This is a genomic window from Paraburkholderia sp. UCT2 (genome assembly GCF_014397665.1).
In the GTDB taxonomy this organism is placed as follows: domain Bacteria; phylum Pseudomonadota; class Gammaproteobacteria; order Burkholderiales; family Burkholderiaceae; genus Paraburkholderia; species Paraburkholderia tuberum.
Genome location: NZ_VZQO01000007.1, coordinates 87,136 through 110,783, shown reverse-complemented (window position 1 = coordinate 110,783; position 23,648 = coordinate 87,136). Strand labels below are relative to the sequence as shown.

The following is a 23,648-nucleotide window of genomic DNA, read 5'->3' as shown; positions in this document are numbered from 1 at the left end:
GCATGACTGCGCAACCAGTATGGCCGGCACTGTTGCTCGGTTGTGTGTTCGTCACATCGACGGTAACCCAGGCCGCGCAACCAGCGGCGGCTGCCGCCGCTGCGCGGCAGGACGCGTCGGCTTCGGCCGGCGGCGCGGCCAACCCGTCCGCGTGGCCGGCAACGGGAGATAGCAACGCGGCGCCGCTGCAGTCCGCGCCGGACGCCGGAGCCGCTACCGCGGCTTCTTCGACGGTGACCTATTCGCTGCAGCAACTCGGCGCGCAATACGCGCTCAACCTGCGCGGCGTCGACGGCAGCAATACGCTGCCGGTCGGCGTGCGCGACGATCGGGTCGTCACAGGTGCGCGACTGAACCTGCGCTATGCCTATTCGCCGGCGCTGCTGCCCGATCTGTCGCACATCAATGTGCTGGTCAACGATCAGGTGGCGGCATCGATCGACGTGCCCAAAAACACCTCCGGCACCAACCTGCAGCGCACTATCACGCTGCCGCCGTATCTGTTCACCGCGAACAGCAAGCTGCGTCTGCAACTGATCGGCCACTACACCAACCAGTGCGAAGACCCGCTGCATTCGAGCCTGTGGGCCAACATCAGCAACGACAGTACGCTGAGCATCGACACCCAGCCGCTGGCGCAGGCCGGCGATCTGGCTCGCCTGCCGCGACCCTTCTTCGACGAGCACGATATTCGCCGGTTGAACCTGCCGTTCGTGTTCGCCGGCAATCCTGATACGGCCGCGCTGGAAGCGGCCGGCGCCGTGTCGTCGTGGTTCGGCGCATTGGCGACCTATCGCGGCGCGCAATTCCCGGTATCGATCTCTACCGTGCCTGCCAGGGGCAACGCGGTCGTCATCGTCGACAGCGCGGCGCAAGCGAGCCTGGCGGACTCGCCGCTGCAAGGTCCGACTCTCGCCGTCGTGACCAACCCCAACGATCCCAACGGCAAGCTGTTGCTGGTGATGGGCCGTGACGGCAAGGAACTCAAGCAGGCCGCCGACGCGCTGGTCACGGGCAGCCAGACGCTGTCGGGTTCGAGCGCGCTCATCACGCGGTTCGCCGACCTCGCGCCGCGCAAGCCGTACGATGCGCCGCGCTGGCTGCGCACCGACCGTCCGATGTCATTGGGCGAACTCGTCGACGCCAAACAATTGCAGGTGTCGGGCTACAGCCCCGATCTGATCCGCATCAATATGCGCGTGCCGCCCGACCTGTTCGGCTGGCACGCGCCCAACGTGCCGATCGACCTGCATTACCGCTATACGCCGCAGCCTTATATGGTCAATTCGTCGCTGCTGTTCAGCGTCAGTGACCAGTTCATGAAGTCGATTCCGCTGCTCTCGCTCGAACGGCTCGAGGGCGGCAGCAAGCTGCGGGGTGAAGTTTTGCCCGACAGCAGCCTGCCGCGCCAGGCGAAACTGGAAGTGCCGCTGGAGGCGCTGTTGCAGCCGAATACCCAGTTGCAGTTCCGCTACATGTACGACTACATCAAGCAGGGCGAGTGCCGGGACATCATCATCGACAACGTGCGCGGCGCGGTCGATCCCGAATCGACGATCGATCTGTCGCAGTATCCGCACTACATCGCCATGCCGAACCTGGCCTCGTTCGCCCAGGCGGGCTTCCCGTTCACGCGCATGGCCGACCTGTCCGGAACGGATGTCGTATTGGGCCCCAACGCGGGCACACCGGAATACAGCACGTATCTGGCGGTGATGGGCCGCATGGGCGATTCGACCGGCTATCCGGCGCGCGGCGTCACCGTGCTGCGCGGTCAGCGCATCGACGCAATGCCGTCCGACAAGGATCTGCTCGTGATCGCCTCGGGTGCGGATCAAGCCTGGCTCAAGGACTGGGCGCAGACCATGCCCGCGGCGTATGACCACAGCGCGCAGTTCGCCGTATCGGATCTGCCGGGTCGCGTGCTGGGCTGGTTCCATGCCAACCCGCGCCTCGACGCCGAACCCCGCCGCCTGTCGCTGGCCTGGTCGGGGCCGGGCGTGAGCGCCGTGCTCGCAGGCTTCGAATCGCCGAAGCAACCGGGCCGCAGCGTGGTCATGCTGGCCAGCAATCAGCCCGACGGCCTGAAGGATGCGGTCTCCGCGTTGCTGGATGCGCCGAATTCGGGCAAGCAGCCCATCCAGGGAAGCCTCGTGTCCATCCGCGGCACGGAAGTCGATTCGCTCGTGAGCGAGCATACCTACTACGTCGGGCATCTCGGCATCTGGCGCGGCCTCGACTGGTGGCTGGCTTCATTCGGCCTGTCGCTCGCGTGGGTGCTGAAGGCGCTGGGCATCATCGCGCTCGTGCTGATCGCGGTTGGTCTGTTTTCGTTCTTGCGGCGCCGCCAGGCCCGGCGCGACGCTGAAGCCCGTGAGCGGCTGCGGGCATCGCGGCAGCAACAATCATAAGCAAGGAAAGTCATGTCAGTCAGACGCAGCCGCAACCGGGCCTGGATTCTCGGACTGATGGTCGCATCGGTCGGCCACCCGGGCTGGGCGCAGGATGCTACGTCCAACATGCTGCTGGAACAGGGCCGCTACTGGCAAACGCATGACAAGCCCGATCTGGCCGCGCAGTCCTGGTCGAAACTGCTGCTGAGCGACCCGAAGCAGCCCGAGGCGCTGTATGGGATGGGCACGATCGCCGTCGGCAAGCAGCAGTTCGCGGCGGCGAACGGGTATCTGGCCAGACTTCGTGCGGCCGCGCCGGGCAGCCGCTTCGTGCCGCTGCTCGAGCAGAGCTTGCGCCTCGCGGTCGAACCGGGTAAGTCCACCTTCGCCAAGGCGCGCCAGATGGCGCAAGACGCCGTCAACCAGAAGGATCAGGCCGCGTTGTTGGCGGCCATCGCCGAATATAACAAGGCCTTGGGCGGTAAAGCGCCACAGGGCAGTGTGGCGCGAGAGTATTACAGCTATCTCGGCTATACGGATGGCGGTGTGGATCAGGCCATCCAGGGCCTCGAGCGCCTCAATGCCGAGACGCCGAACGATCCGAACACCATGTTGCCGCTGGCCCAGCATATGGTGCGCGACGAACAGGATCGCGCGGCGGGTGTCGCCCTTCTGGAAAAGCTTGCCGCTCGTCCGGACATCGGCGGCGAAGCGACGGAAGTCTGGCGCTCCGTGCTGACTTGGGTCACGCCCACGCCGAAAAACAGATCGTGGTTTGAAGACTATCTGAAGCTGCATCCGGACGACGACGAAATACGCCATCAGATGCTGGCGCCGCATCCGCTCGCACCGGCCGGTCCGGTCGTGGATGCACGACTGACACGCGGTTTCGCCGCGTTCAAGTCAGGCGACATCACCACGGCCGAACAGTCCTTTTCCGCTGTGCTGCGTGACAAACCCGACAGCACGGATGCGCTGGGGGGACTGGGCCTCGTGCGCATGCAGCAAGGTGACCTGGCGCAGGCGCAGACGCTGCTGTCGCGGGCGGTGTCGCGTCCGGGCGCGGGCGCGAACTGGGCCAAGGCCCTCAATTCCGCGCGCTACTGGCTGCTGGTGAACCAGGCCGAGGGCGCGCAAAACGTGGGCGACTTCGCCGCCGCGCGACGCGAACTCGATCAGGCGTTGCGTCTGGATCCAGCCGAGCCGGGCGGGCGCAATGCGTCGGCCCGGTTGGATGCGGCGCAGGGCGATCTGACGCGTGCTGAAAAGGGCTACCGCGACGTGCTGGCGACAAGCCCCGATAACCGCGAGGCGGCGAGCGGCCTCATCGATATCCTGGCGCAGACGGGACGCGCCGATGAGGCCCAGAAGTTGATCGACGGCATGTCACCCGAACAGAAGGCCGGCATCGGCGGGCTCGATCGGCTGCGCGCCGCCGTCGCCGCCGCTCGGGCCGATGCCGCCGCGCAGCGTGGCGATCTGAGCACGGCCCGGCACATTCTGGAAGACGCCCAGCGCAGCGCGCCCGACAACCCGTGGATTCGTCTGGAGCTGGCGCGCTACGATCTCAAACAGGGTCATGCCGACGAAGCGAAGCAACTCGTCGACGGTCTGCTCGTCACGAACCCGGACAATCCCGAAGCGCTCTATGCGAGCGCGCTGCTGGCCATGCAGATGGGCGACTGGACGCGCGCGCAGGACACGATGACGCGCATCTCCACCGCCTCGCGCACGCCGAACATGATTGCGACGGCGCAGCAGATCGATTTTCAGATGGTCGTGGCGCAAGCCTCGCAAACGGCGCTCGAAGGCAATCTGGAGGATGCGCGCAGTATGCTGGCGCGGCTCGAACCCGCGGCGGGTCAAGACCCGGCCAAGGTGGGCGCGTTGGCGCAGGCGTATGTCGACGCGGGCAACACGCCGCGCGCCATGAGCCTGATGCACGGACTGATGCCTAACGGTCTGAAGGGCAGCGGCCCGGATGTGCAACTGGCTTATCTGGGCCTGTTGCTCAAGACCGGCCAGTATGTCCAGGCCGGGCTCGCGATGCGTGAGTTGCACGGCCAGACGCTGACCGCGGACCAGCGCCGGCAACTGGACGAGCTGAACTACCTCTACACCGTGCGACTGGCTGACCAGCAACGTCAGCAAGGTGACCTCGCGCAGGCCTACGACACGCTGGCGCCGATCCTCGCGAAGCGGCCCAACGACAGCCTTGCCACGGCCGCGCTCGCGCGCATGTACGCCGCCGATGACAAGTATGACCAGGCACTGTCGCTTTACCAGAAGGCGCTCGTCAACGACCCCAACAATCCGGGTTTGCAACTGGGCGTCGCGATGGCGGCAGTGCAGGCCGGCAAGAACAGCGTTGCCGATGCGGCATTGAAAGAGGCCGTTGCGAAGGCGCCCAACGATCCCGACGTGCTGGCCGGCGCCGCGCGCATTTACGTCATGCAGGGCAAGCCCCGCGAAGCGCAGTCGCTGCTGGAATCCGCCATTGCCGCCAAGGAAAAGCGGCTCGGCGTGCAGGCGCAAGACGTCCACGTGGCGGGCAATCCCTTTGTCCACCACGACGACGCTCACCGTCGTCAGGTCCACCACAGTCGCCTGCCCGCTGCCGAAACGTTCGCCCCGCAACCCGCGGCGCCGGATTGCGTGCTGGCGAACCAGAAGCCGGGTTTCGGGCCCGCTGCTGCTCCGGCTGCTCCGGCTGCTACCGCGGCGAGCGCGACTGCCTCGACCGTGACATCCACGGCTGTGCGCGAGCGCTCGTCCTCGGGTCCATCCGCTCTGCCAACCGTGGCGGGCACGCCGGTCGGCGGCCTGGCGCCGCAAGACACGGGCGCGGTGAGCGAGCCTCAGGACGGTTCGCCGTCGCTCGAGCAAATGCGTAATGAACTCAGCGACCTCCGTGCGCAGCGTTCACCGGAAGTCAGGGGTGGGCTGTTCGTCTCGTCGAACAACGCAGCACCCGGTACGGGTCAGTTGACGAGCGTGCAGCAAGCTCTGGAAGGGGTGCTGCCGGTCGACAACGGCAAGCTTTCCATTCGCGTGACGCCGGTTGAACTCGAGGGCGGCACGTTGGGTACCGACGTCTTCAGCGCCAGTCAGTTCGGCGGCGGCCCGGCCGCCACCCGGGCGCAGCAGGCCGGCAAGGTCGCCGCACCGGGCAAACAGACCGCCTACGGCGTCGGTCTGGGTCTCGGCTACGAGACTGGGAACTGGGTGGCCGACATCGGCACCACGCCTTTGGGTTTCAAGTACACCAATGTCGTTGGCGGCGTGATGTTCAGGAACTCCATCGATGGCGGGCAGGGCAGTTGGTTCAACGTGGGCGTATCGCGCCGCGCCGTGACGGACAGCATCACGTCTTTTGCTGGCTCGACCGATTCGCGATCCGGCTTGAGCTGGGGTGGCGTGACTGCCACCGGCGTGCATGGTGCGATCGGCCTCGACAATCAGGACTACGGCGTCTACGGCTACGGTTCCGCGAAATACCTGGACGGTCATAACGTCCAGTCCAACGTCGGTGCCGAGGTCGGCGCCGGGACGTACTGGTACCTGCTGCGCACGGAAAACAGCATGCTGAGCGCGGGCGTGAACCTGAGCGGCATGATCTACGACCACAACCAAAACAACTTCACCTACGGCAACGGCGGCTACTTCAGCCCGCAGCGGTTCTATGCGTTCAACCTGCCGCTCACGTGGGCGCAGCGTTCGGAGCGCTGGACCTACAAGCTGCAAGGGGCCGTCGGTGTGCAGTACTACCACCAGGCCGGCTCGCCGTATTTCCCGACCGACAGCGGGTTGCAGGCGGCAGCAGTCTCAGCGGCTTCGACGATTGGCCTCGCCGACGGCGCGATCCATCCCGACCAGTCCTCGACCGGCTTCGGCTACAACCTGCTGGCCACGGCCGAATACCGCTTCACCAATCATCTGACTGGCGGAGCCTCGGTGGGCGCCAACAACTCGTCCAGCTACCGGCAGTGGGCGGCGGGCCTGTATCTGCGCTATACCCTTGCGCCACAGACGAAGGCGCTGGATATGCCGGTCATCCCTTACCAGTCGCATTACAGCGATCAGTAGCCCGCCATACTGATCGATCGGACATTGATTATTTTTCAGGAGTCGAAGAGTCATGCTTGCTTCCGTACTTGCTGGTCTCAGCATTCTCATAGTCGGCGATAGCCATCTGAGCGAACCCGGTTATCTCATCGATACGTTGCAGGATCAGTTGATCGCCGCTGGCGCGCAGGTGCATACCTACGGCGTCTGCGGCAGTATTCCTGGCGATTGGGTGAAGTCCGTGCCCGGCACATGCGGTGGCGCCGAGCGTAACGGCAAGGCATCCCTGGTCATCGACCACAACGCGAAGACCCAACCCGTCGATCAATTGATCGCCGCGAACAAGGCCAAGCTCGTCATCATCGTCCAGGGCGACACGATCGGCGGATACGGCAAGGACGATTTCCCGAAGGCCTGGGCCTGGCAGCAGGTCACGGCGCTGACGCAGGACCTGGCCGCCAACAAGACGGCTTGCGTCTGGGTAGGGCCGGTCTGGGGCACCGAGGGCGGCAAGTATCAGAAGAGCTTCGCCCGTGTGAAGCAGCTGTCGTCTTTCCTCGCCGCCAATGTCGCGCCGTGTCAGTACATCGACTCGCTCACGTTTTCCAGGCCGGGCGAATGGGCGACGGTCGATGGTCAGCATTTGACGACGACCGGCTACAAGTACTGGGGCACGGACATCATGAAGGCACTGGTCAAGCTGCCTGTCGTTCCGCAGAAATGACGCGCCGGGCTTCGAGCCGCGCCTGTCCAGGTTTCCCGTTTGAGAAAAGAATGAAAAATTTCCTCTCCTCCCTGTTGTTGTCCGGCTTCGCTCTGTCCGGTCTCGGTTTGACCGTGCAGCCGGCCATGGCCGCAGAAATTCCGCTATACCCGACCGGTCCCGCGGAGGACTCGTCATTCGTGCGTTTTGTCGATGGCGGTTCGGGTCCGGTCGACGTGAGCGCGGCGGGGTCGAAAGCGCGTCTGACGCTCGACGCCGCGAACCCGGCCACTCACTTCCTTCCGATCGCCGCCGGCAAACCGGTGGCCGGCACACTGAGAGCCGGTAGCGCGCACCAGGACGTATCGGCGACGGTGCAGCCTGGCGAGTTCGTCAGCATCGTTGCGCTCGATGGCGCGGCTAAAGCGGGTGGCCTGCATACGGCGACGGTCCGCGAAAAACCCGACGACTTCAATGCGCTCAAAGCTTCGGTGGCTTTCTACAACCTCGACGCTGGCTGCGCGACACCCGCGCTGAAAGTGCCGGGTCGCGACATCGTGCTGCTCGACGGCGTGGCTGTGGGACAAGCCAGGCGGCGCCAGGTCAACCCGGTCGCCCTCTCGGTGCAACTGGTCTGCGGCGGCCAGCCGGTGGGGCAGCCGCTCAGCCTCGGTACGCTCGCGGCGGGGCAGCGTTATACGGTGTTGCTCGTGCCGGGCGGGGCGCATTCGCGCATCTTCATGGCGAACGACGCGGTGAGCCACTGATCGCATTTGCGCCTCCTCCTTGAAAGCGACGCCGCTCATCGCCGATTTCCGGCTGTTCCCCGTTTGTGATCTGGTTACGACGGGCAGAGCGGGGTTCGGTGTGTTGCGCGATGGCGCGTCGGTCCAGATATCTTTTTCGATTGAGAACGATGCATGGTTTTCGCGTCCCTCGAATTCCTGACGCTGTTTCTGCCGGCCTTTCTGGCGATCTACGTCGCGTTGCCCGCGCGTTGGCGCAATGGCGTGCTGCTGTTTTGCAGCTGGCTTTTCTATGGCTGGTGGAGCCCGGTCTTTCTACTGCTGTTCATCGCGCTGACCTTCTGGGGCTGGTTCGGCGGCATGGTCATAGACAGGGCGCCGAGCCAGCGTGCACGCGGTGGCTGGCTGGCCGTGTTCATCGTCGTCAACGTCCTGATATTGGGCTGGTACAAGTACGCCAACATCGTGGTCGATAGTCTCGACAGTGTGCTGGGGGCAGGCCATGCAGGGTCCATCCCCTGGCGGCACGTCGTGCTGCCCATCGGGCTTTCGTTCATCGTGCTGCAATCCATCTCCTATCTGATCGACGTGCAGCGCGGCACGGTGGCGGCCGATCGCAGCATGATCCGTTACGGCGCCTATCAGGGGATGTTCGTGCATCTGATCGCGGGGCCGATCATTCGCTATGCGTGGGTGAGGCGCGAGCTGGTGTCGCGCGAGGTCGACTGGGACGGTTTTGCAGCCGGCGCAAGGCGGCTCATGGTGGGCATGAGCATGAAGGTGCTGGTGGCCGACACACTCTCGCCGATGGTCGACGCGATCTTCTCGTTGCACGCGCCCACGCTGGCCGACGCCTGGCTGGGCTGCGGTTTCTACACGCTGCAGTTGTTCTTCGATTTCGCGGGCTACAGCGCCATGGCCATCGGGTTGGGGCAGATGCTGGGCTTTCGCTTTCCCGAGAACTTCAACCATCCGTACCTTGCCAGCAGCATTCAGGATTTCTGGCGCCGTTGGCACCTGTCGTTGTCGAGCTGGATACGCGATTACCTGTACATCCCGCTGGGCGGCAACCGCCACGGTGAGTGGCAAGCCTGCCGCAATCTGTTGCTGACCATGGCGATCGCCGGCCTGTGGCACGGCGGCGATAGCTGGAACTTCCTGCTGTGGGGCCTCGCTCATGGCATGGCCCTGATGGTCGCGCGCCTCTGGCGCCGGTTCGATTTGCTGACCATGCCGTCCTGGTTATCGCACGTGCTGACGCTGGTTTTCGTCATGCTCGCGTGGACACTGTTTCGCGCGGCGGGTTTCCCTGCCGCGCTCGCCATGTATCGCGGCCAGTTCGGTTTGAATGGCATCGGCTTGAGCGACGCGACGCTCGTGCTGCTGCGGCCCGTGCACGCTCTGGCTGCCGGGTTGGGCATCGTGTGCGTGCTGCTGCCGCTCTGGCAACCGCGTTGGGATTGCCTTCCCGACACGGCGCTGCGGCAGCTATGGCAGGCGGGGTGGCCGCTAGCGGGTTTTCTGTTGTCGTTCGGTCTGATCGTCGCGCGCGGCGCGGTGCCTTTCCTCTACTTCCAGTTCTGACGCCATGGAAGATCCCAAGCCGCTACCTCAATTACCCGCCTCGCGCGCCAGCAAGATCGCTGCCGTCATCCTGATGGTCTTCCTGTTCGCGGGCCTGCTTTCCAATCTCAGGTTCGCGTCGACGACCGAATCGGTGTTGCCTCATGCCGTGACCCGGGCCGGCATTCTGGACGGTGCGGTATCGAAAGAACTCGCCAGTCGCATGGCCGATACGCCGATCGCCGCCGACGCGGCGCGCGCGCAGCGTGCGCTGGGCTGGCTGACGCTGCACGATCTGGGGCCGCGCGTGCGGCAGGGCTGCCCGGGCTGGTTGTTCCTGCGCGACGAACTCAGCGTGTATGCCGATAGCGACAGTCATCTCGCCACGCGCGCGGACACGGTGGCCGCCGTGCAGCGCGAGCTGGCGAGGCACGGTATCGCGCTGCTGGTCGTCGTGGTGCCCGACAAGTCGCGTATCGAGCCGCAACATCTGTGCAGTCTGTATCGTCCGGTTTCGTTGGGTGCGCGTCTCGCTGAGTGGACCTCGCGTCTGAGCGCTGACGGCGTGCAGGTGCTGGATCTAAGTGCGGCGCTGCGTGGCGCGCCGGGCGGCGCTTTTTTTCGGACTGACACGCACTGGACCGAGGACGGCGCGGGTGCCGCGGCGCAGGCCGTGGCGCAGCGCATCCGTGCGATGGGGGTCCCGCTGGGTTCGAGTAAGCCCGACTATCGCGTCACAGACAAGCCTCCCGCCCGGCGGCCCGGCGATCTTGTGCGTCTGGCCGGCCTGGATGATTTGCCGCCGTCCTGGCAGCCGAGGCCTGAGAATGCGGCCAGCCGTGACTACATTCCTCAGGCTCAGGCGGCCGCGTCAGCCGACGATCTGTTCGGCGATGCCGATCTGCCTGGCATCGTCGTGATCGGCACTTCTTATTCGACGACGTCCGATTTCGTGCCTCAGCTCGCTTTGGCACTCGGAACAGGCGTGGGTAATTTCGCACGCGAGGGCGGCAAGTTCGGCGGCTCGGCGCGCGCCTATTTCGCGAGTCCGGCTTATGCTCAGACGCCGCCCAGGCTCGTCGTTTGGGAATTGGACGAACGGGATCTGCAGTCGCCGCTCGAAGCGGAAGATACGGTCGTCGTGCCGAAATCCAGCGCCATAGACTCACGGACTCCGCATGTCGAAGCCAGCACACTTTAATTGCCGTAGTTTGATGGCGATGATGCTAGGGGCGGGCGCGCTGCTCTACGCCGGTCTGCCCATGGCTGCGCCGCTGCCGGTGATCATTACGGTGGATGCCGCGGCCAACCGGCATCCAATCAGCCCGCTCATCTATGGCTTGAACTTCGGGACAGCGGAAATCCTGCGGGATCTGCGCGTGCCGATCAACCGCTCGGGCGGCAACACCGCTTCGGCTTACAACTGGCGCCTCGACGCTCACAACACGGGCCAGGACTGGTTTTTCGAAAGCCTGCCGACCGATCCAAAAGACATCTACCAATATAACGACCGTTTCGCGGCGCTTACCCGTGACGGACACGCTTCACCGATGCTGACCATCCCGATGATCGGCAGGGTAGCGCGACTCGATAAGGACGGTAAGCCGCTCGTCAGTTTTTCGGTCAACAGGTACGGCAAGCAGCAGAGTGTCGACGCTCACGGTTTGTCTGACGCGGGCAACGGCATCGCACCCGACGGCACCCCTATCAGGAACGACCCGGACGATGCTTCGTTGCTGGACGATCCGCAGAGCCAGCAGGAGCGCGTCAGGCAACTCATGCGTGGATCCGGTAGTGCCGGCTCGGACGGCGTGCATTACTACCTGATGGACAATGAGCCGAGTCTGTGGCACCTCAACCATCGCGACATGCATCCCATCGGCGCCCATGCCAGCGAGGTAGCGAACAAGGTGATCGCCTATTCGCACGCCGTGAAGGCGGCAGACCCGGGCGCGCGGGTCGTGGCGCCGGAAGAGTGGGGTTGGACCGGGTATCGTTTTAGCGGCTTCGATCAGCAGTACTTCGCCGCGCACGGTCAGGGCAATCCGCCGGACAGGGAAAACGAAACGCGAGGCATGGATTACGTCCCGTGGCTGCTCACGCAATGGAAGCAGGCCGGCCGCCCTGTCGACGTTTTCAGCCTGCACTTTTACCCACAGGGCGGAGAATTCAAGGAAAACCAGAATGCGGCCACGGCTGAAACGCCTGCCATTGAACTCGCCCGTAACCGCTCCACGCGCGATCTGTGGGATACGAGCTACAAGGATCCGACCTGGATCGATAGCGTGGTGGCCCTGATTCCGTTGATGCGGCGGTGGGTCGACAGCTATTACTACGCGGGTACGCCGATCGCGCTGACGGAATACAGTTGGGGCGGCGATACGACCATGAACGGCGCCACGGCCCAGGCCGACGTGCTGGGCATCTTTGGCCGGGAAGGGTTGGACATTGCCACGCGCTGGGGCACATTGAATCGGGACATGCCGGTCTACAAGGCGATCAAGCTCTATCGCAACTACGATGGCCAGGGCTCGGGCTTTGGCACCACCAGCATCGCCGACACGCAGCCCGACCCGGATCGGGTCTCGTCTTTTGCCGCCCTGCGTGATCACGACCGCGTCATGACCATCGTGGTGATCAACAAGCAGCTTGATCAACCGGCTGACGCCACAATTGCGATCAACAACTTTGATGTGACTCAAGGCAAAGCCCAGACCTGGCAACTCATGGACAATGCCATATCCCGTCTGCACGACACCGACTATGCGAGCGGCCAATTGCACCTTACTCTGCCGCCGAAAACCGTAACCTTGCTGGTTTTGCACGGCGCGGGCCGGCAATGACTCCGTTGCTCGCATGCTGGTGCGGGCCAATGCCAGCCCGGTGGATGCCGGCCTTGAGCCGCTCGATCTGATCGTGTATCGCGCGAGCCATGCGGGTACGTCGCGCCAATCGCCGTCGCGACTCGCAGGTTCAGACCGATCGTACGGGGCAATGCTGTGCGCCCGAACCATTTGATTGAGCAATGCATCTGCGCAATCGTGGAAAAGCGGGCGCGAATTCTGTGTGTTCGGCAAACGCTCAATGATCGTTCGCGACGCGGCACGCGTGATCGAGCAGCCCTTCGGCCGTGCCGCTGCCGCCATCGATGTCGATACCGCTGTTGACGATCAGCCAGCCATCCCGAGCCGCGGACGGTCCCGCGCCGGTAACCAGGATGGTTTGCGTGGCCATCGCCGCCGGATCCGGATTGTCGCGGGCGACGATCCGGAACGGGTTGTCGGCGCCGCTCAGCGAGTTCACCCGCATGATCCTGTAGCGCTCGCCATCGAGCGTCTCCCAACGCCACTCGCCGGGCGTGTCGTGAGCGTGATCGGCGAGCGCGGCGCTGACTTCACGCCGCATGCAATCGATGTGGATATGCAGCTGGTTTTGCGAGCGACGAGATTCGGAGTTGATTTCGAGGCCGAGCTGATCGTCGGGCAACTCGCGTTTGACCGCCTGCTGCACGTAATGACGCGAATCCCACGCGTCATGCCAGTAGTCCTTCGCATCGGGCGCGAGGATCAGCGGACTTTCGATGCCGGTGATGCGATCGGTCGGCATCAGCAGAAACTGCGAGCGGCCGAGAATGTCCTTCAGGACGACGTATCGTTGGTCGAGATCGACGACCGTGCATTGACCCGGTGTGCCCGTGGCCTGCTGCGACGGCACGCAGCGGATGTCGACGATCTTCCACAGCGCGTTGGAATCGACCGTCGCGAGGCGCGCGCAGGCGCTGGCGGCGAAAGCGACCGCGAGCACGGCGCTCAAGTGAACGACGCGGTGTGCGAGGCCGCGAGATGAGAGGGCGGTGGCGGGGTTCGTCATCGTCGCTTAAGGGGAGGTTCGGGGGACAAAGCGTCGGAATGCGGGCTGCAACGCGCAGGCATTAAAGCACAAACCTGATGGCGCGCACGTGAAACACGGGCTTCAAAGCACCGGCGCGGGCAACGTTCCCAGTACCTGTTCGATCGCGACACCGATGGCCAGCAGGCGCCTGTCCGAGCCGAGCGGTCCATCGAGTTCGAGGCCGACCGGCAGCCCGCTCGCGCTGATACCCGCCGGCAGCGACAGCCCCGGAATGCCGGATGTGCTGGCCGGGTCGGTATTACGCAGGAACGCTTCCATCGTATCGATTGGTGGACCGCCGTCGATCGTGACCGTCGACGAGCCGTTCAGATCGTCGATCGGTACCGCGACGAGCCGCGTCGTCGGAAACAGCAACGCGTCGAGACCGGCATTCGCGAACGTCGCGGCGACGTAGTTCCGCAGCCGCGGTCGCCAGTAGTTGAGCGCCGCCGAGTAGTGCGAGCCGAGCACGTCGGCGAGCACGTCGTCGTAGATCGCGCGCACATCCGGGCTCGCGATGCGCACGGCCAGTGCGGCGACGGTTTGCACCGGTGCGCGATTCGCGACCAACCACGCGAGCACGTCGTCGCGCGCTTCGTGAATGGCGAGCGGACCGCCGACCATCCCGTTCAGATACTCCAACTCGTGCATCGCGACCGGCACGAACGTGACGCCCGCCGCTTCGAGCTTTTGCAGTGAAGCGCGCGCGACGTCCTCGACCTGTCGCTCGAGAGCATCCCACAGCGGCGCGGGCAAGCCGATGCGCAAGCCATCGAGCGCAATCGCAGGCAACGCGCCGTCGCCGGTGATCACGCCGTCGAGCAGCGCCAGGTCAGCGACGCTGCGTGCCATCGGCCCGACGGTATCGCGCGTATGGCTGATCGGCACCACCGCGTTGGGGTCGTGATAGCGCCGCTCGGCACCGCCATTGCCGACCGATGGACGCAAGCCCGCGGTGCCGGTCAGCGCGGCCGGGATGCGGGTCGAGCCGCCGGTGTCGGTGCCGAGTCCGGCGGGCGCGATGCGCGCGGCGATCGCCACCGCGGTGCCGCCCGACGAGCCGCCCGGTATCAGCGACGGATCGTACGGATTGCGCACCGGCCCCGCGTGCGCGGACAGGTTGGTACTCGTGATGCCGAACGCGAGTTCGTGCATGTTGGCCTTGCCGAGCACGATCGCGCCCGCGTCGACGAGGCGTTGCACCGACGGGGCGTTGGTGTTCGGCACGAAGCCCGCGAGCGCGGGCGTGCCGGCCGTCGTCGGTAGACCTGCGGTATTGATGTTGTCCTTGACGACGATCGGCAAACCGGCGAGCGGCAGACGTGCCCGCTCAGCCGGCGGCAATGCGTCGATGCGCTGCGCCGCGGCGAGCGCGCCGTGGAAGTCGAGCGTGGTGAGCGCATTCAGGTGCGTGAGCGCGGCGGCGCGCGCGAGCAGGGTGGCGACGTAGTCGGCGGCGTTGAGGCGGCCCGATTGCAGCGCCTCGACCGCTTGTGTCGCGCTGAGCGCGAGCTGTGCGTCGACGGTCCATGTCATGACCGGCGTCTCCGTATCGATGGGTGCGTCGCGGGCGGCGCGAGTTTCGACTGCATCCGTCGAAGTAGCGGACAGGTCACGCAGGCAGACAGCGAACGCAAGGGTTCACCTATTCTGGCACATCCGCCTGAAACCCGATGCCGGGCGATGCGCAACGCGTGTCGCGCTCGCTGTCATCGATATCGATGCGCTCCGGGATCGCCTTATTGGTGATTATCGATCCACATACGCCCCCAGTCCGACGCGTAGGCGAGCGCATGCTCTTCGTCGAAGAAGTAGTCGAGCGCGTCGAACGAATAAGCCTTGCGCGTATTCTCGTCGCGCTGCTCGATCGTCAGATTGGCGGCGAATAATCCGTTGGGGAGCGGTTGCGTTGCCGCTTCGACCTCGTAGCCCTTGTAGCGGATGTGTGAGTTCATGATCTTGACTTGTCTGTGTGCCCGCGAATGTCGTGCGGAATACCAATGCGTGTGGCGCGGCCCTGTCGTTGCCATAGGTGAGTGAAGCGGCGGGCAGGTCAAGCGTAGGGTGCGCTGCGCAGCGGTTGAACCAATCTTTCGTCGAAAGCAAATCAGCGCGGGGCCGCAGTGGTAATCAGAAGCCGGGATTGGATCGAAGTCGCTGTGTCCGGTGACTCTATTCGCGTGGAGGCATGGCGTCTGTTATGTGGCGCACGGTCGCTCGGCGCAAAGCGTGGCGCCGCGCGCGATTGCGGCGGCGTCACGGTGCCCGGGGAGTATTCAGACCGCGTGCAGCACGCGCGCGGGACGACCGTCAGCGGCGATGGAGGTGGCGGGGCTCGGTGCGCAGGCCAGGCTCGCAGTCGCATGGCTCGACGCGGCTAGCGCTTTGCAATGCACTTGAGCGCGCGGCCGATAAGCATATGGCGAACCGTTGGTTGGGCGCGTGCGGGTCTGACGATAAGATCGGCTCGTCTCCTCCATGACATCTCCTTAGACATGGGACTCGGTCTCGCTACGCAAGTGGTGGGGCCTTTTTTTCGTGGGCCGTTGGAGGACGATCTGCCGCCGTGCCATCGCGGCAATGCCGGCATGCGCGTGCTTGCGTGGAGGCCGGTTCGCGATGACGCCGCTTTTAGCATGCTACGATGCCCGCAGTGATTTTTCGCGAGATCGAGTCCAGCATGGCAACCCTGTATGAGACGCTCGGCGTGCCCGCGCACGCCACCGACGACGAAATCAAGCGGGCCTACCGGAAAGCCGCGATGAAGTGGCATCCGGACCGCAACCACGGTGCCGAGGACGTGGCGCGCGCGGCGTTCCAGGAAATCAAGGACGCGTACGCGATCCTGTCCGATGCCGAGCAGCGCAACGTCTACGACGCGGTCTACACCGAGCAGATGCGCGAGTGGGAGGCGCAGCACACGCGTCGGCAACGCGCGCAGGCGAAGCGCGAGGCAGCGGCGCGCGCGGCCGACGAAGCCGCGTATGCCGAGATGGTGTCGATCGCGATCCGCTTCGGCGACCAGGGCCACAATCGCGACGTGCTGTTCGGCGTGCTGCTCGGGCGGCAATGCGAACCGCAGCGCGCCGCGCAGATCGCCGACAGCGTCGCGGCGTTGCAGGCCGCGCGCCGCGACGAGGCGGACGCCGCGCAAAACGCCCAGCGCGCGGGAAAGACCGCGAAGAGCGCGCAAGCGGCGCAAGCCGAGGCGTCCGAGCCCGAACTGGCGGACCGCGCGCAAGACACCGGCGCGGCCTCGCAAACCGCCCCTCACGACACGCAGCCTTCCAGACGCGAGAACCATGCGAAGCGCGACGAAACCGTCAGCGACATGCATCCGGCCGGCGCGCTCGGCAACCTGTGGTTTCAGTTCCTCAACAGCCTGAAGTTCTGACTCGCCGCCGACGGCGACCGGGCCAGGCCCATCGTGCCGGACCGGCGGGCCGGCGGCAGCGTCGGTTGATCTGGCAAATATTGACAGGGTGCTGAAACAGTGGGCCGGACACTGGTACACTGCCCATCGTTCGCAAAGTTGTGCTCTGTGCCCGTGAGTCGAGATACCTGGTGCGAATCCCGAGGCGCAAATAATAAAGACGCCGTAGTGTCACGGGGGCGCAAGACTGGAGCGGCACAATTCCGCCCAGAGGCCAATAAAAAAACATCGGTACGGGGTAAGCGTGTCCAGAAAATATAAGGTGTTGTTTCTCTGCCGCGATAATTCGATCCGCAGCATCATTGCCGAAGCTTTACTGCGCGAACTGGCGGGGCACCGGTTCGACGCGTTCAGCGCGGGCCCTGAACCGGCCGCGCGCCTTCATCCACTCGCGGTCGCGCAATTGCGGCCCGGCATTTCCGGGCGCGCGGTGCTGAGCCCTAAAAGTTGGCTCGAATTCACCGGCGAATGGGCGCCGCGCATGGATATCGTGATCGCGCTCGACGAATTCGTCGGCGGACTGCACGCGCCGGTATTTCCCGGCGCACCGGCGTTCGTCTATTGGACTATTACCGATCCGCTCGCGGGCGGCCACGGGTCCGCTGACGAGCAGGCCCGTCTTTTCGACAAGACCTTCTGGCAGATCGTCCGGCAGGTCAGCGCGCTTATCGAGCTGCCGCAATATGCGCAGCCTGCCTCGAATCACGCGAATCTCGTCGATGCGGCGAATGCCGTCAATGCAGGGAATGCGGTGAATGCCGTAAATGTGGCAAGCGGTGGCGCAAAACCGGTGCGTGGCACGGCGGTTCGTTTCGAAGCCGCAGCCATTGTGCCCGCGCCTTCGAGCGCGGCGGCCTGCACCTAGCGGTTATTCGGGCGCCCGAGCCGCGTGCCGGCGAACGGGTCATTCGACCAGTCCACCTGTTTTTTCGGTTGGGGCGCGGGCGCCGGTTTTGCGGCCAATTCGAAATGCTCAATGCTCTGGCCGGCACTAATAGCCTGCTTCAACCATTGCGGCATTTCGCCATTGCCGTCCCAGCTGTCTCCGGTCGCATTGCGATAGCGCTCAGCCTTTTTGGCCAATGACTCGGTCGCCAGCGCTGCGGCAAGGTCTTCTGGTCTGATACCAAACTCTTCCATACGATGGCGGAGATAGGCAATCATGCTATCTCGCTTCCTTTCGTCCATAGGATATTCGTCCTTCTAAAACGTGCAGCGTGCTGTCGAAGACAGATTGCGGGGAAAAAGCTGCGAAGCATCGAGCCCGACTGAATGGGGCCGGCCCGCGGTGGGGTTGTCGATTGACGGAAATGCCATGTGCCGGGTTAAAAACGTTGCTCCCTGAATTGCAATACGGCCTCGGACGAAGACGGCCGCTGGAACAACCGACCCTCGAACCGAGAGTCTCGATCAGCAAATATTTCAGCATGTCGCAACGCGACGAACGAGGCCGGTAAGCCTGACGTTCGCTATGAAAAACTCTGTGTCTCGATGCAATGATTGCGAATGGATGGAGTCATTCCACGCTGTCCGTCTTTCACCGGACTTTCGTCGATGTGCGGGTTCGCTTTTTGTGCGTTGTAGCAACATGATAGCGCAATGCGCGAGCAAAGCACGCTTAGTTCACGTTGAATTTGTCGATGAATGCGGTTTATCGAACGGTGTGGACGATTGCCGACACTGCTGGAAGCTCCTGGGATTGAATTCCGGGGTGCGCGAACTATAAAAGAAGGACGACAAGCTGCGAATGCAGACTTACAGCCGCCTTGTGCACGCCGATTCCGCCGACGCTCGGGAACGCGTCGAGTATAGGTTGCAAGCGCGGTAATTCTTCATCTGTTTAGTTCGGTGACCCGTCGCAGCAGTAGCGCATTGGCATCGACCCGTTCCTCGGCCCGATTGGGCAGGTTGGCTGTTCGCGGATCAATTCTTGTGGAGGACGAACACTGCTGCGCCGGCTTCGAGGAGTCCGGAAATGAGAGTACGTATATTGATGATTGCCGCGACCGCCGTTCTGTTTCTCGCGCCGAGAACGGCCATCGCCGAGGAGTTGAGCGGCCAGGCGGACCACGCCGTGTCGGGTCGCGCGATGATGGAGCACGATGCGGACGAATCGGCGCAGGCGACGACCGACATGTCGTTCGGTCAGAACTGGGACCCGCGTGAGCAGGGCATACGCAACGCGTCGTATGGTGGTGTTCCGGCGGGCGAGTCGCAAGCGGGAGGCCGGCGCAGCCAGTCATGCTCGTTCAGCACGGAGTGCAAGACTTATTTCGGTCAATGACCAGAGTTCGCGAGCGGCAGCGGGGCGTCAGGAACGACCCCGGATCGCGAGGCAACGAACAGGTGCCGAGCGCTGCCGCCGCCTTTCACGCGCTTGATCGCAAGCGCATGCCATTTCACGCGAATGCCAATTCCCGCTGGGCATCAGCGCAGCGCTCGCCGAGGCGAGCGACGATATCGTCGACGCCGCGCGCCGCGTCGTTCTCCGCCGCTTCGTAGTAGCCGCGGAACTCCTCGAGCAGAGCGCGCCATGACCCATGCCAGCGCGTTTCTCTTAGACAGGCGCCGGACGAATCGGCTATACGCAACACGCCGTTGTCCGGATAGAACGTCAGCGTGACGAGGAGGCCGTCGATGACGCAGGCGGCGGTGCAGGGGCGAGTCGTGACCATGTGGTGTCCTTTCGATAAACCAATGTGTGTGCGTTAGACGGTGACGCGAGCTTTAGCAAACGCTGTGCCTGTGAGGCCCACATGACTGTGGCCATCTGCTCAGGCGTCCTTTCTCGTTGCCTTGACGGCAAAATTCGCTCGATCAATAAGCCGTGTTCGCAGTATTCCAATGATTGACGACAATTTTTTGTATTCGTCGCGCAGCGATGCGTAATCGCTTCAGTATCATCCATTAAGGGTTTGTGCGGAGACGTTCGACGATTGCCAATCTGCCGCCCGCCCACCGCTTTTCAATGCATATCGAATGCGCCGATTCGACTGTTGTCAGGCAACCGGACAGAGTCAGAGCGAGGACGGCGTCGCCGGGTATCTGAACTCAGCGAATTGCAGCGATCATATTTTTATGGCAAATGAATCGCCCACCGTCATAAAAGATTTGACGCGGCAAACCCGATTAATCGGGAATGGCGATGCGCAGCCACTTGTCTTGCCATTCCTTTGCGCGTTTGCTAGCATCCCCGAAACCGTTTGAAATAGTCATAACGTTCGGCAATTTCCGGACCCGCTCACGTTGGGTCGCCCGGTAGTCCATCTCGTTGCGAGGAATATGTTATGGCTAGCTCTCTACCCCTCCGCTGACGCTCGTGGGAACGCATGTGCAAAGCCGCGCGGCTCCTTGCGCAAGCTCATCCGCCACGACTCCGCACAACGATTGCATCGCATGGAGAAGCACGCGCTTTTCGCGATTGGCTCTCCGGGACAAATCGACGCATTAGAAAGGAACCGCTATTGGTTTCAAAAAGCGCAACCCCGTTCGATAAAAGCGATTAATAGTCCGTTTTTCTTTTTATTCGAAGCGACTGCACTTGCCGGCGCTAAACGTAGTACGCGATCTGCGACAAAACATTTGCCGTCACATCGACGCAATCAAAAGGAGCATTTCATGGCTTGTAATTCTACGGACTCCGGGCTCATGCAGGTGAAGGCGATCGCGGTTGCGTTGGTGGTTTGCGTCGCCGCGGCGGGTCCGGCGCTGGCACAGGACAACGCGGCCGCGTCCGCGCCGGAACAGCGGGCAATTGGCGCCGCCGCGCTGCTGCACGTTCAGGCGCGCGTCGTCGCGATCGATCCCGCGACGAACAGCGTGACGCTGCGCGGCCCGCAAGGCGGCGAGGAAACTTTCGACGTGAATCCGCAAGCCGCCGACGTCAGCAAGCTGCATGTCGGCGACGTCGTGACGATTGCGTACAAGAGGGCGGTGCTGGTCGGCGTCGACAAACTCGCGCCGAACGGAATCCGCCAGCGCATCGATACCGAAGTCACACAGCCTGCGGCGAACGGTGTCGTTGCATCGGCGCGGCGCGTCGAGGTCGTCGCGACGGTGCGCAAGATCGATCGCAAGAAGCGCACGATCACGCTGCGCGGGCCGTCGCGCACGGAAACGCTCGACGTGGCGCCGGACATTGCGCTCGAGAAACTGAAGGTCGGCGATTCGGTGCGCGCGGTGTTCGTCTCGGCCATCGCGGCGTCGGTGTCGCGCAATGGCGCGGACGTCAAATAACGGCGATCGAGAAGGCTTAAATAAACTACGCTGAAGCGTATCGAGGTGCACGGCGTAGAACCGCAACCGACGGTTCGATGTCGCGCGCCGGCCATTGCGGCTCAGGTTTCACGATGGTCATCGCGTCGCGCGCGAAGGAGCGGGGAATGGAACAGAGCGAAACGGAAACCACTGCCGAATCGGAGCGCAAACGGCTGGTCCGCAGCAAGATACACGTGGGCATCGCGGCGCTCGGCACGTTGTCGTCGGTGTTCGGGATCGGCATTGCGATCATCGGCGGGATCAACTTCGACCAGACCAAGGTGCTGATCGGCGTCGGCATCATCGTCGTGTCGACCATTCTGTATGTCTCGATGCTTTTCGTCGCTGCCGATGATTAGCCGCTTCGCTTCCCTTTAGCGCTCGCTCCCGCTGCCGATCCACTTTTGCTATCGCCCCCGCGAATAGTCGAATTGTTGGCGCATCGCACCGCCCGTATATTGACTGCAGCGATACACAACAACTCGATGGCACGCCGCACGGCGGCCTACAGGAGCGCAGCAATGAATCGGATCGATCTGGAGGGGCGCACGGTCGTCATCACCGGCGGCGCGCGTGGCATCGGCTACGCGGTCGCGCAGCGGGCGTTGCGCTCGGGCGCGTCGGTCGCGTTGTGGGACGTCGATAGCGAACGGCTCGCGCGCAGCCAGCGCGAGCTGAGCGAACTCGGCAAGGTGAGCGCCATCACGGTCGAGCTGACCGACGACGCCGCGGTTCAGCAGGCCACCGCGCAAACGGTCGCCGGGCACGGCTCGATCGACGTGCTGATCAACTGCGCGGGCATCACCGGCGGCAACGGCGCGACCTGGGAGCTTGCGCCCGACATGTGGCGCCGCGTGATCGACGTGAATCTGATCGGCCCGTACCTGACCTGCCGCGCGGTCGTGCCGCAGATGCTGAAGCAGGGCTACGGCCGCATCGTCAATATCGCGTCGGTGGCGGGCAAGGAGGGCAATCCGAATGCTTCGCACTACAGCGCATCGAAAGCGGGGTTGATCGGGCTCACCAAGTCGCTCGGCAAGGAACTCGCGACCAGAAACATCCTCGTCAATGCGGTCACGCCGGCCGCGGCCAAGACCGAAATCTTCGATTCGATGTCGCAGCAGCACATCGACTACATGCTGTCGAAGATTCCGATGAACCGTTTCCTGCTGCCGGAAGAAGCGGCGTCGCTGATCCTGTGGCTGTCTTCTGAAGACTGCGCGTTCAGCACCGGCTCGGTATTCGACCTGTCGGGCGGCCGCGCCACCTATTGAGCGCACTGCTCGCGCACTGCTCGCGCATTGCTCACGTCCCGCAGCGTATTGCACACGCGTCGAACGCGCGTTGTCGAGCCGCTTCGACGCCTCTCTCACGGAGCCCTTTCATGGCCATGCCTACCATCCGGCACGTGCGTGCCTTCATCGTTCGCGGCGGCGGCGCGGACTATCACGACCAGGCCGGCGGACACTGGATCGACGATCACATCGCCACGCCGATGGCGCGTTATCCCAAGTACCGCCAGAGCCGCCAGTCGTTCGGCATCAATGTGCTCGGCACGCTGGTCGTCGAGATCGAAGCGAGCGACGGCACCGTGGGCTTCGCGGTGACGACCGGCGGCGAGATCGGCGCGTTCATCGTCGAAAAGCATCTCGCGCGTTTTCTCGAAGGGCAGCTGGTGACCGACATCGAGAAGATGTGGGATCAGATGTACTTCGCGACGCTGTACTACGGGCGCAAGGGCGTCGTGCTGAACACGATTTCCGGTGTCGATCTCGCGCTGTGGGATCTGCTCGCGAAGGTTCGCAAGGAGCCCGTGTATCAGCTCTTGGGCGGTCCGGTGCGCGACGAGCTGGTGTTCTATGCGACCGGCGCGCGGCCCGATCTCGCGAAGGAGATGGGCTTCATTGGCGGCAAGCTGCCGTTGCAGCATGGTCCCGCGGAAGGCGAAGACGGACTCAGGCAAAACCTCGACAAGCTCGCCGACATGCGCTCGCGCGTCGGCGACGACTTCTGGCTGATGTATGACTGCTGGATGAGCCTCGACGTGCGCTACGCGACGCGGCTCGCGCAAGGCGCGCACGAATACGGCCTCAAATGGGTCGAGGAATGTCTTCCTCCCGACGATTACTGGGGTTACGCCGAACTGCGCCGCAACGTGCCACGCGGCATGATGGTGTCGACCGGCGAGCACGAGGCGACGCGCTGGGGCTTCCGGATGCTGCTGGAGATGCAGTGCTGCGATCTGATCCAGCCCGACGTCGGCTGGTGCGGCGGCATCACCGAGCTGATCAAGATTTCCGCGCTCGCCGATGCGCACAATGTGATGGTGGTGCCGCATGGGTCGTCGGTGTACAGCTATCACTTCGTCGTCACGCGCCATAACTCGCCGTTCTCCGAGTTTCTGATGATGGCGCCGAAAGCCGACGAAGTCGTGCCGATGTTCAGTCCGCTGCTGCTCGACGAGCCGGTGCCGGTGAACGGGCGCATGAAGGTGCCGGACACGCCGGGCTTTGGCGTGCGGCTCAATCCGGAATGCGCGCTGGTGCGGCCTTATCAGCATTGAACGTGTCGAACGTTTTGAACCTGTGCCGAACGGC

The 23,648-nt window shown here is 63.9% G+C and carries 19 protein-coding genes; 14 read left to right on the top strand and 5 right to left on the bottom strand.

Translation table 11 applies throughout. From position 1 onward, the window contains the following. Positions 1 to 2: 2 nt before the first annotated feature. The 7 genes from bcsB (at position 3) to F6X39_RS08280 (ending at position 12,313) form a co-directional block, all read left to right on the top strand. Positions 3 to 2,411, top strand: a complete 2,409-nt coding sequence (gene bcsB / locus F6X39_RS08310) for a cellulose biosynthesis cyclic di-GMP-binding regulatory protein BcsB (protein WP_187616277.1) — start codon at positions 3 to 5, stop codon at positions 2,409 to 2,411. Between the two features lie 12 nt (positions 2,412 to 2,423). Next, complete coding sequence (locus F6X39_RS08305; RefSeq protein ID WP_187616276.1) at positions 2,424 to 6,479, top strand: cellulose biosynthesis protein BcsC; 4,056 nt, start codon at positions 2,424 to 2,426, stop codon at positions 6,477 to 6,479. A gap of 52 nt (positions 6,480 to 6,531) precedes the next feature. Further along, entirely contained in the window at positions 6,532 to 7,182 is a 651-nt protein-coding gene (locus F6X39_RS08300) for an SGNH/GDSL hydrolase family protein (RefSeq protein ID WP_187616275.1), read from the top strand. A gap of 50 nt (positions 7,183 to 7,232) precedes the next feature. Further along, positions 7,233 to 7,928, top strand: a complete 696-nt coding sequence (locus F6X39_RS08295) for an alginate O-acetyltransferase AlgF (protein ID WP_262413653.1) — start codon at positions 7,233 to 7,235, stop codon at positions 7,926 to 7,928. 219 nt (positions 7,929 to 8,147) lie between these two features. Further along, positions 8,148 to 9,491: an MBOAT family O-acyltransferase gene (locus F6X39_RS08290; RefSeq protein ID WP_262413652.1), complete on the top strand. Its 1,344-nt coding sequence runs from the start codon at positions 8,148 to 8,150 to the stop codon at positions 9,489 to 9,491. A 4-nt stretch (positions 9,492 to 9,495) separates the two neighbouring features. Beyond that, a complete protein-coding gene (locus tag F6X39_RS08285) occupies positions 9,496 to 10,671 on the top strand; it encodes an alginate O-acetyltransferase AlgX-related protein (protein WP_187616273.1) in 1,176 nt (391 codons plus the stop codon). Next, positions 10,649 to 12,313, top strand: coding sequence for a glycoside hydrolase family 44 protein (locus tag F6X39_RS08280; RefSeq protein ID WP_187616272.1), 1,665 nt, complete (start codon positions 10,649 to 10,651; stop codon positions 12,311 to 12,313). Before F6X39_RS08285 ends, F6X39_RS08280 begins: the two co-directional genes overlap by 23 nt. A gap of 238 nt (positions 12,314 to 12,551) precedes the next feature. Here the strand turns inward: F6X39_RS08280 and F6X39_RS08275 are convergent, their stop codons facing one another. The 3 genes from F6X39_RS08275 to F6X39_RS08265 form a co-directional block, all read right to left on the bottom strand. Then, positions 12,552 to 13,340, bottom strand: a complete 789-nt coding sequence (locus F6X39_RS08275; RefSeq protein ID WP_187616271.1) for a CDP-diacylglycerol diphosphatase — start codon at positions 13,338 to 13,340, stop codon at positions 12,552 to 12,554. A gap of 102 nt (positions 13,341 to 13,442) precedes the next feature. Continuing rightward, complete coding sequence (gene iaaH, locus F6X39_RS08270; protein WP_187616270.1) at positions 13,443 to 14,897, bottom strand: indoleacetamide hydrolase; 1,455 nt, start codon at positions 14,895 to 14,897, stop codon at positions 13,443 to 13,445. Between the two features lie 203 nt (positions 14,898 to 15,100). Further along, the gene (locus F6X39_RS08265) at positions 15,101 to 15,316 is read right to left on the bottom strand and encodes a transcriptional regulator (protein ID WP_184062756.1); all 216 of its coding nucleotides are present in this window, start codon (positions 15,314 to 15,316) and stop codon (positions 15,101 to 15,103) included. Between the two features lie 725 nt (positions 15,317 to 16,041). Here F6X39_RS08265 and F6X39_RS08260 point away from each other — a divergent pair. Further along, complete coding sequence (locus tag F6X39_RS08260; RefSeq protein ID WP_187616269.1) at positions 16,042 to 16,755, top strand: J domain-containing protein; 714 nt, start codon at positions 16,042 to 16,044, stop codon at positions 16,753 to 16,755. Between the two features lie 283 nt (positions 16,756 to 17,038). Continuing rightward, entirely contained in the window at positions 17,039 to 17,659 is a 621-nt protein-coding gene (locus F6X39_RS08255; protein ID WP_187616268.1) for an arsenate reductase ArsC, read from the top strand. Here F6X39_RS08255 and F6X39_RS08250 read toward each other — a convergent pair. Further along, positions 17,656 to 17,982 (bottom strand): H-NS family nucleoid-associated regulatory protein, encoded by a 327-nt coding sequence (locus F6X39_RS08250; protein ID WP_184011295.1) that lies wholly within the window; start codon positions 17,980 to 17,982, stop codon positions 17,656 to 17,658. The genes F6X39_RS08255 and F6X39_RS08250 overlap by 4 nt on opposite strands. 787 nt (positions 17,983 to 18,769) lie before the next feature. Here F6X39_RS08250 and F6X39_RS08245 point away from each other — a divergent pair. After that, on the top strand, positions 18,770 to 19,078 hold the full coding sequence (locus F6X39_RS08245) for a hypothetical protein (protein ID WP_187616267.1): 309 nt from the start codon (positions 18,770 to 18,772) through the stop codon (positions 19,076 to 19,078). 115 nt (positions 19,079 to 19,193) lie between these two features. Here the strand turns inward: F6X39_RS08245 and F6X39_RS08240 are convergent, their stop codons facing one another. Next, entirely contained in the window at positions 19,194 to 19,469 is a 276-nt protein-coding gene (locus F6X39_RS08240) for a hypothetical protein (RefSeq protein ID WP_184031549.1), read from the bottom strand. Positions 19,470 to 20,412: 943 nt separating this feature from the next. Here F6X39_RS08240 and F6X39_RS08235 point away from each other — a divergent pair. The 4 genes from F6X39_RS08235 (at position 20,413) to rhmD (ending at position 23,614) form a co-directional block, all read left to right on the top strand. Beyond that, positions 20,413 to 21,030 carry a copper-binding protein gene (locus F6X39_RS08235; RefSeq protein ID WP_187616266.1) on the top strand — a complete coding sequence of 206 codons (618 nt, stop codon included), beginning with the start codon at positions 20,413 to 20,415 and terminating at the stop codon, positions 21,028 to 21,030. 146 nt (positions 21,031 to 21,176) lie between these two features. Then, complete coding sequence (locus F6X39_RS08230) at positions 21,177 to 21,410, top strand: hypothetical protein (protein WP_187616265.1); 234 nt, start codon at positions 21,177 to 21,179, stop codon at positions 21,408 to 21,410. Between the two features lie 162 nt (positions 21,411 to 21,572). Beyond that, entirely contained in the window at positions 21,573 to 22,325 is a 753-nt protein-coding gene (locus tag F6X39_RS08225; protein ID WP_184031531.1) for an SDR family NAD(P)-dependent oxidoreductase, read from the top strand. Positions 22,326 to 22,435: 110 nt separating this feature from the next. After that, entirely contained in the window at positions 22,436 to 23,614 is a 1,179-nt protein-coding gene (gene rhmD / locus F6X39_RS08220; protein ID WP_187616264.1) for an L-rhamnonate dehydratase, read from the top strand. Positions 23,615 to 23,648 lie beyond the last annotated feature (34 nt).

Coding starts and splice junctions, on each gene's coding strand:
- rhmD (WP_187616264.1), top strand. CDS start 22,436: ATGGCCATGCCTACCATCCGGCACGTGCGTGCCTTCATCGTTCGCGGC.
- F6X39_RS08300 (WP_187616275.1), top strand. CDS start 6,532: ATGCTTGCTTCCGTACTTGCTGGTCTCAGCATTCTCATAGTCGGCGAT.
- bcsB (WP_187616277.1), top strand. CDS start 3: ATGACTGCGCAACCAGTATGGCCGGCACTGTTGCTCGGTTGTGTGTTC.
- F6X39_RS08280 (WP_187616272.1), top strand. CDS start 10,649: ATGTCGAAGCCAGCACACTTTAATTGCCGTAGTTTGATGGCGATGATG.
- F6X39_RS08250 (WP_184011295.1), bottom strand. CDS start 17,982: ATGGACGAAAGGAAGCGAGATAGCATGATTGCCTATCTCCGCCATCGT.
- F6X39_RS08260 (WP_187616269.1), top strand. CDS start 16,042: ATGGCAACCCTGTATGAGACGCTCGGCGTGCCCGCGCACGCCACCGAC.
- F6X39_RS08230 (WP_187616265.1), top strand. CDS start 21,177: ATGGAACAGAGCGAAACGGAAACCACTGCCGAATCGGAGCGCAAACGG.
- F6X39_RS08305 (WP_187616276.1), top strand. CDS start 2,424: ATGTCAGTCAGACGCAGCCGCAACCGGGCCTGGATTCTCGGACTGATG.
- F6X39_RS08235 (WP_187616266.1), top strand. CDS start 20,413: ATGGCTTGTAATTCTACGGACTCCGGGCTCATGCAGGTGAAGGCGATC.
- F6X39_RS08275 (WP_187616271.1), bottom strand. CDS start 13,340: ATGACGAACCCCGCCACCGCCCTCTCATCTCGCGGCCTCGCACACCGC.
- F6X39_RS08265 (WP_184062756.1), bottom strand. CDS start 15,316: ATGAACTCACACATCCGCTACAAGGGCTACGAGGTCGAAGCGGCAACG.
- F6X39_RS08295 (WP_262413653.1), top strand. CDS start 7,233: ATGAAAAATTTCCTCTCCTCCCTGTTGTTGTCCGGCTTCGCTCTGTCC.
- F6X39_RS08225 (WP_184031531.1), top strand. CDS start 21,573: ATGAATCGGATCGATCTGGAGGGGCGCACGGTCGTCATCACCGGCGGC.
- F6X39_RS08285 (WP_187616273.1), top strand. CDS start 9,496: ATGGAAGATCCCAAGCCGCTACCTCAATTACCCGCCTCGCGCGCCAGC.
- F6X39_RS08240 (WP_184031549.1), bottom strand. CDS start 19,469: ATGGTCACGACTCGCCCCTGCACCGCCGCCTGCGTCATCGACGGCCTC.
- F6X39_RS08245 (WP_187616267.1), top strand. CDS start 18,770: ATGAGAGTACGTATATTGATGATTGCCGCGACCGCCGTTCTGTTTCTC.
- iaaH (WP_187616270.1), bottom strand. CDS start 14,897: ATGACATGGACCGTCGACGCACAGCTCGCGCTCAGCGCGACACAAGCG.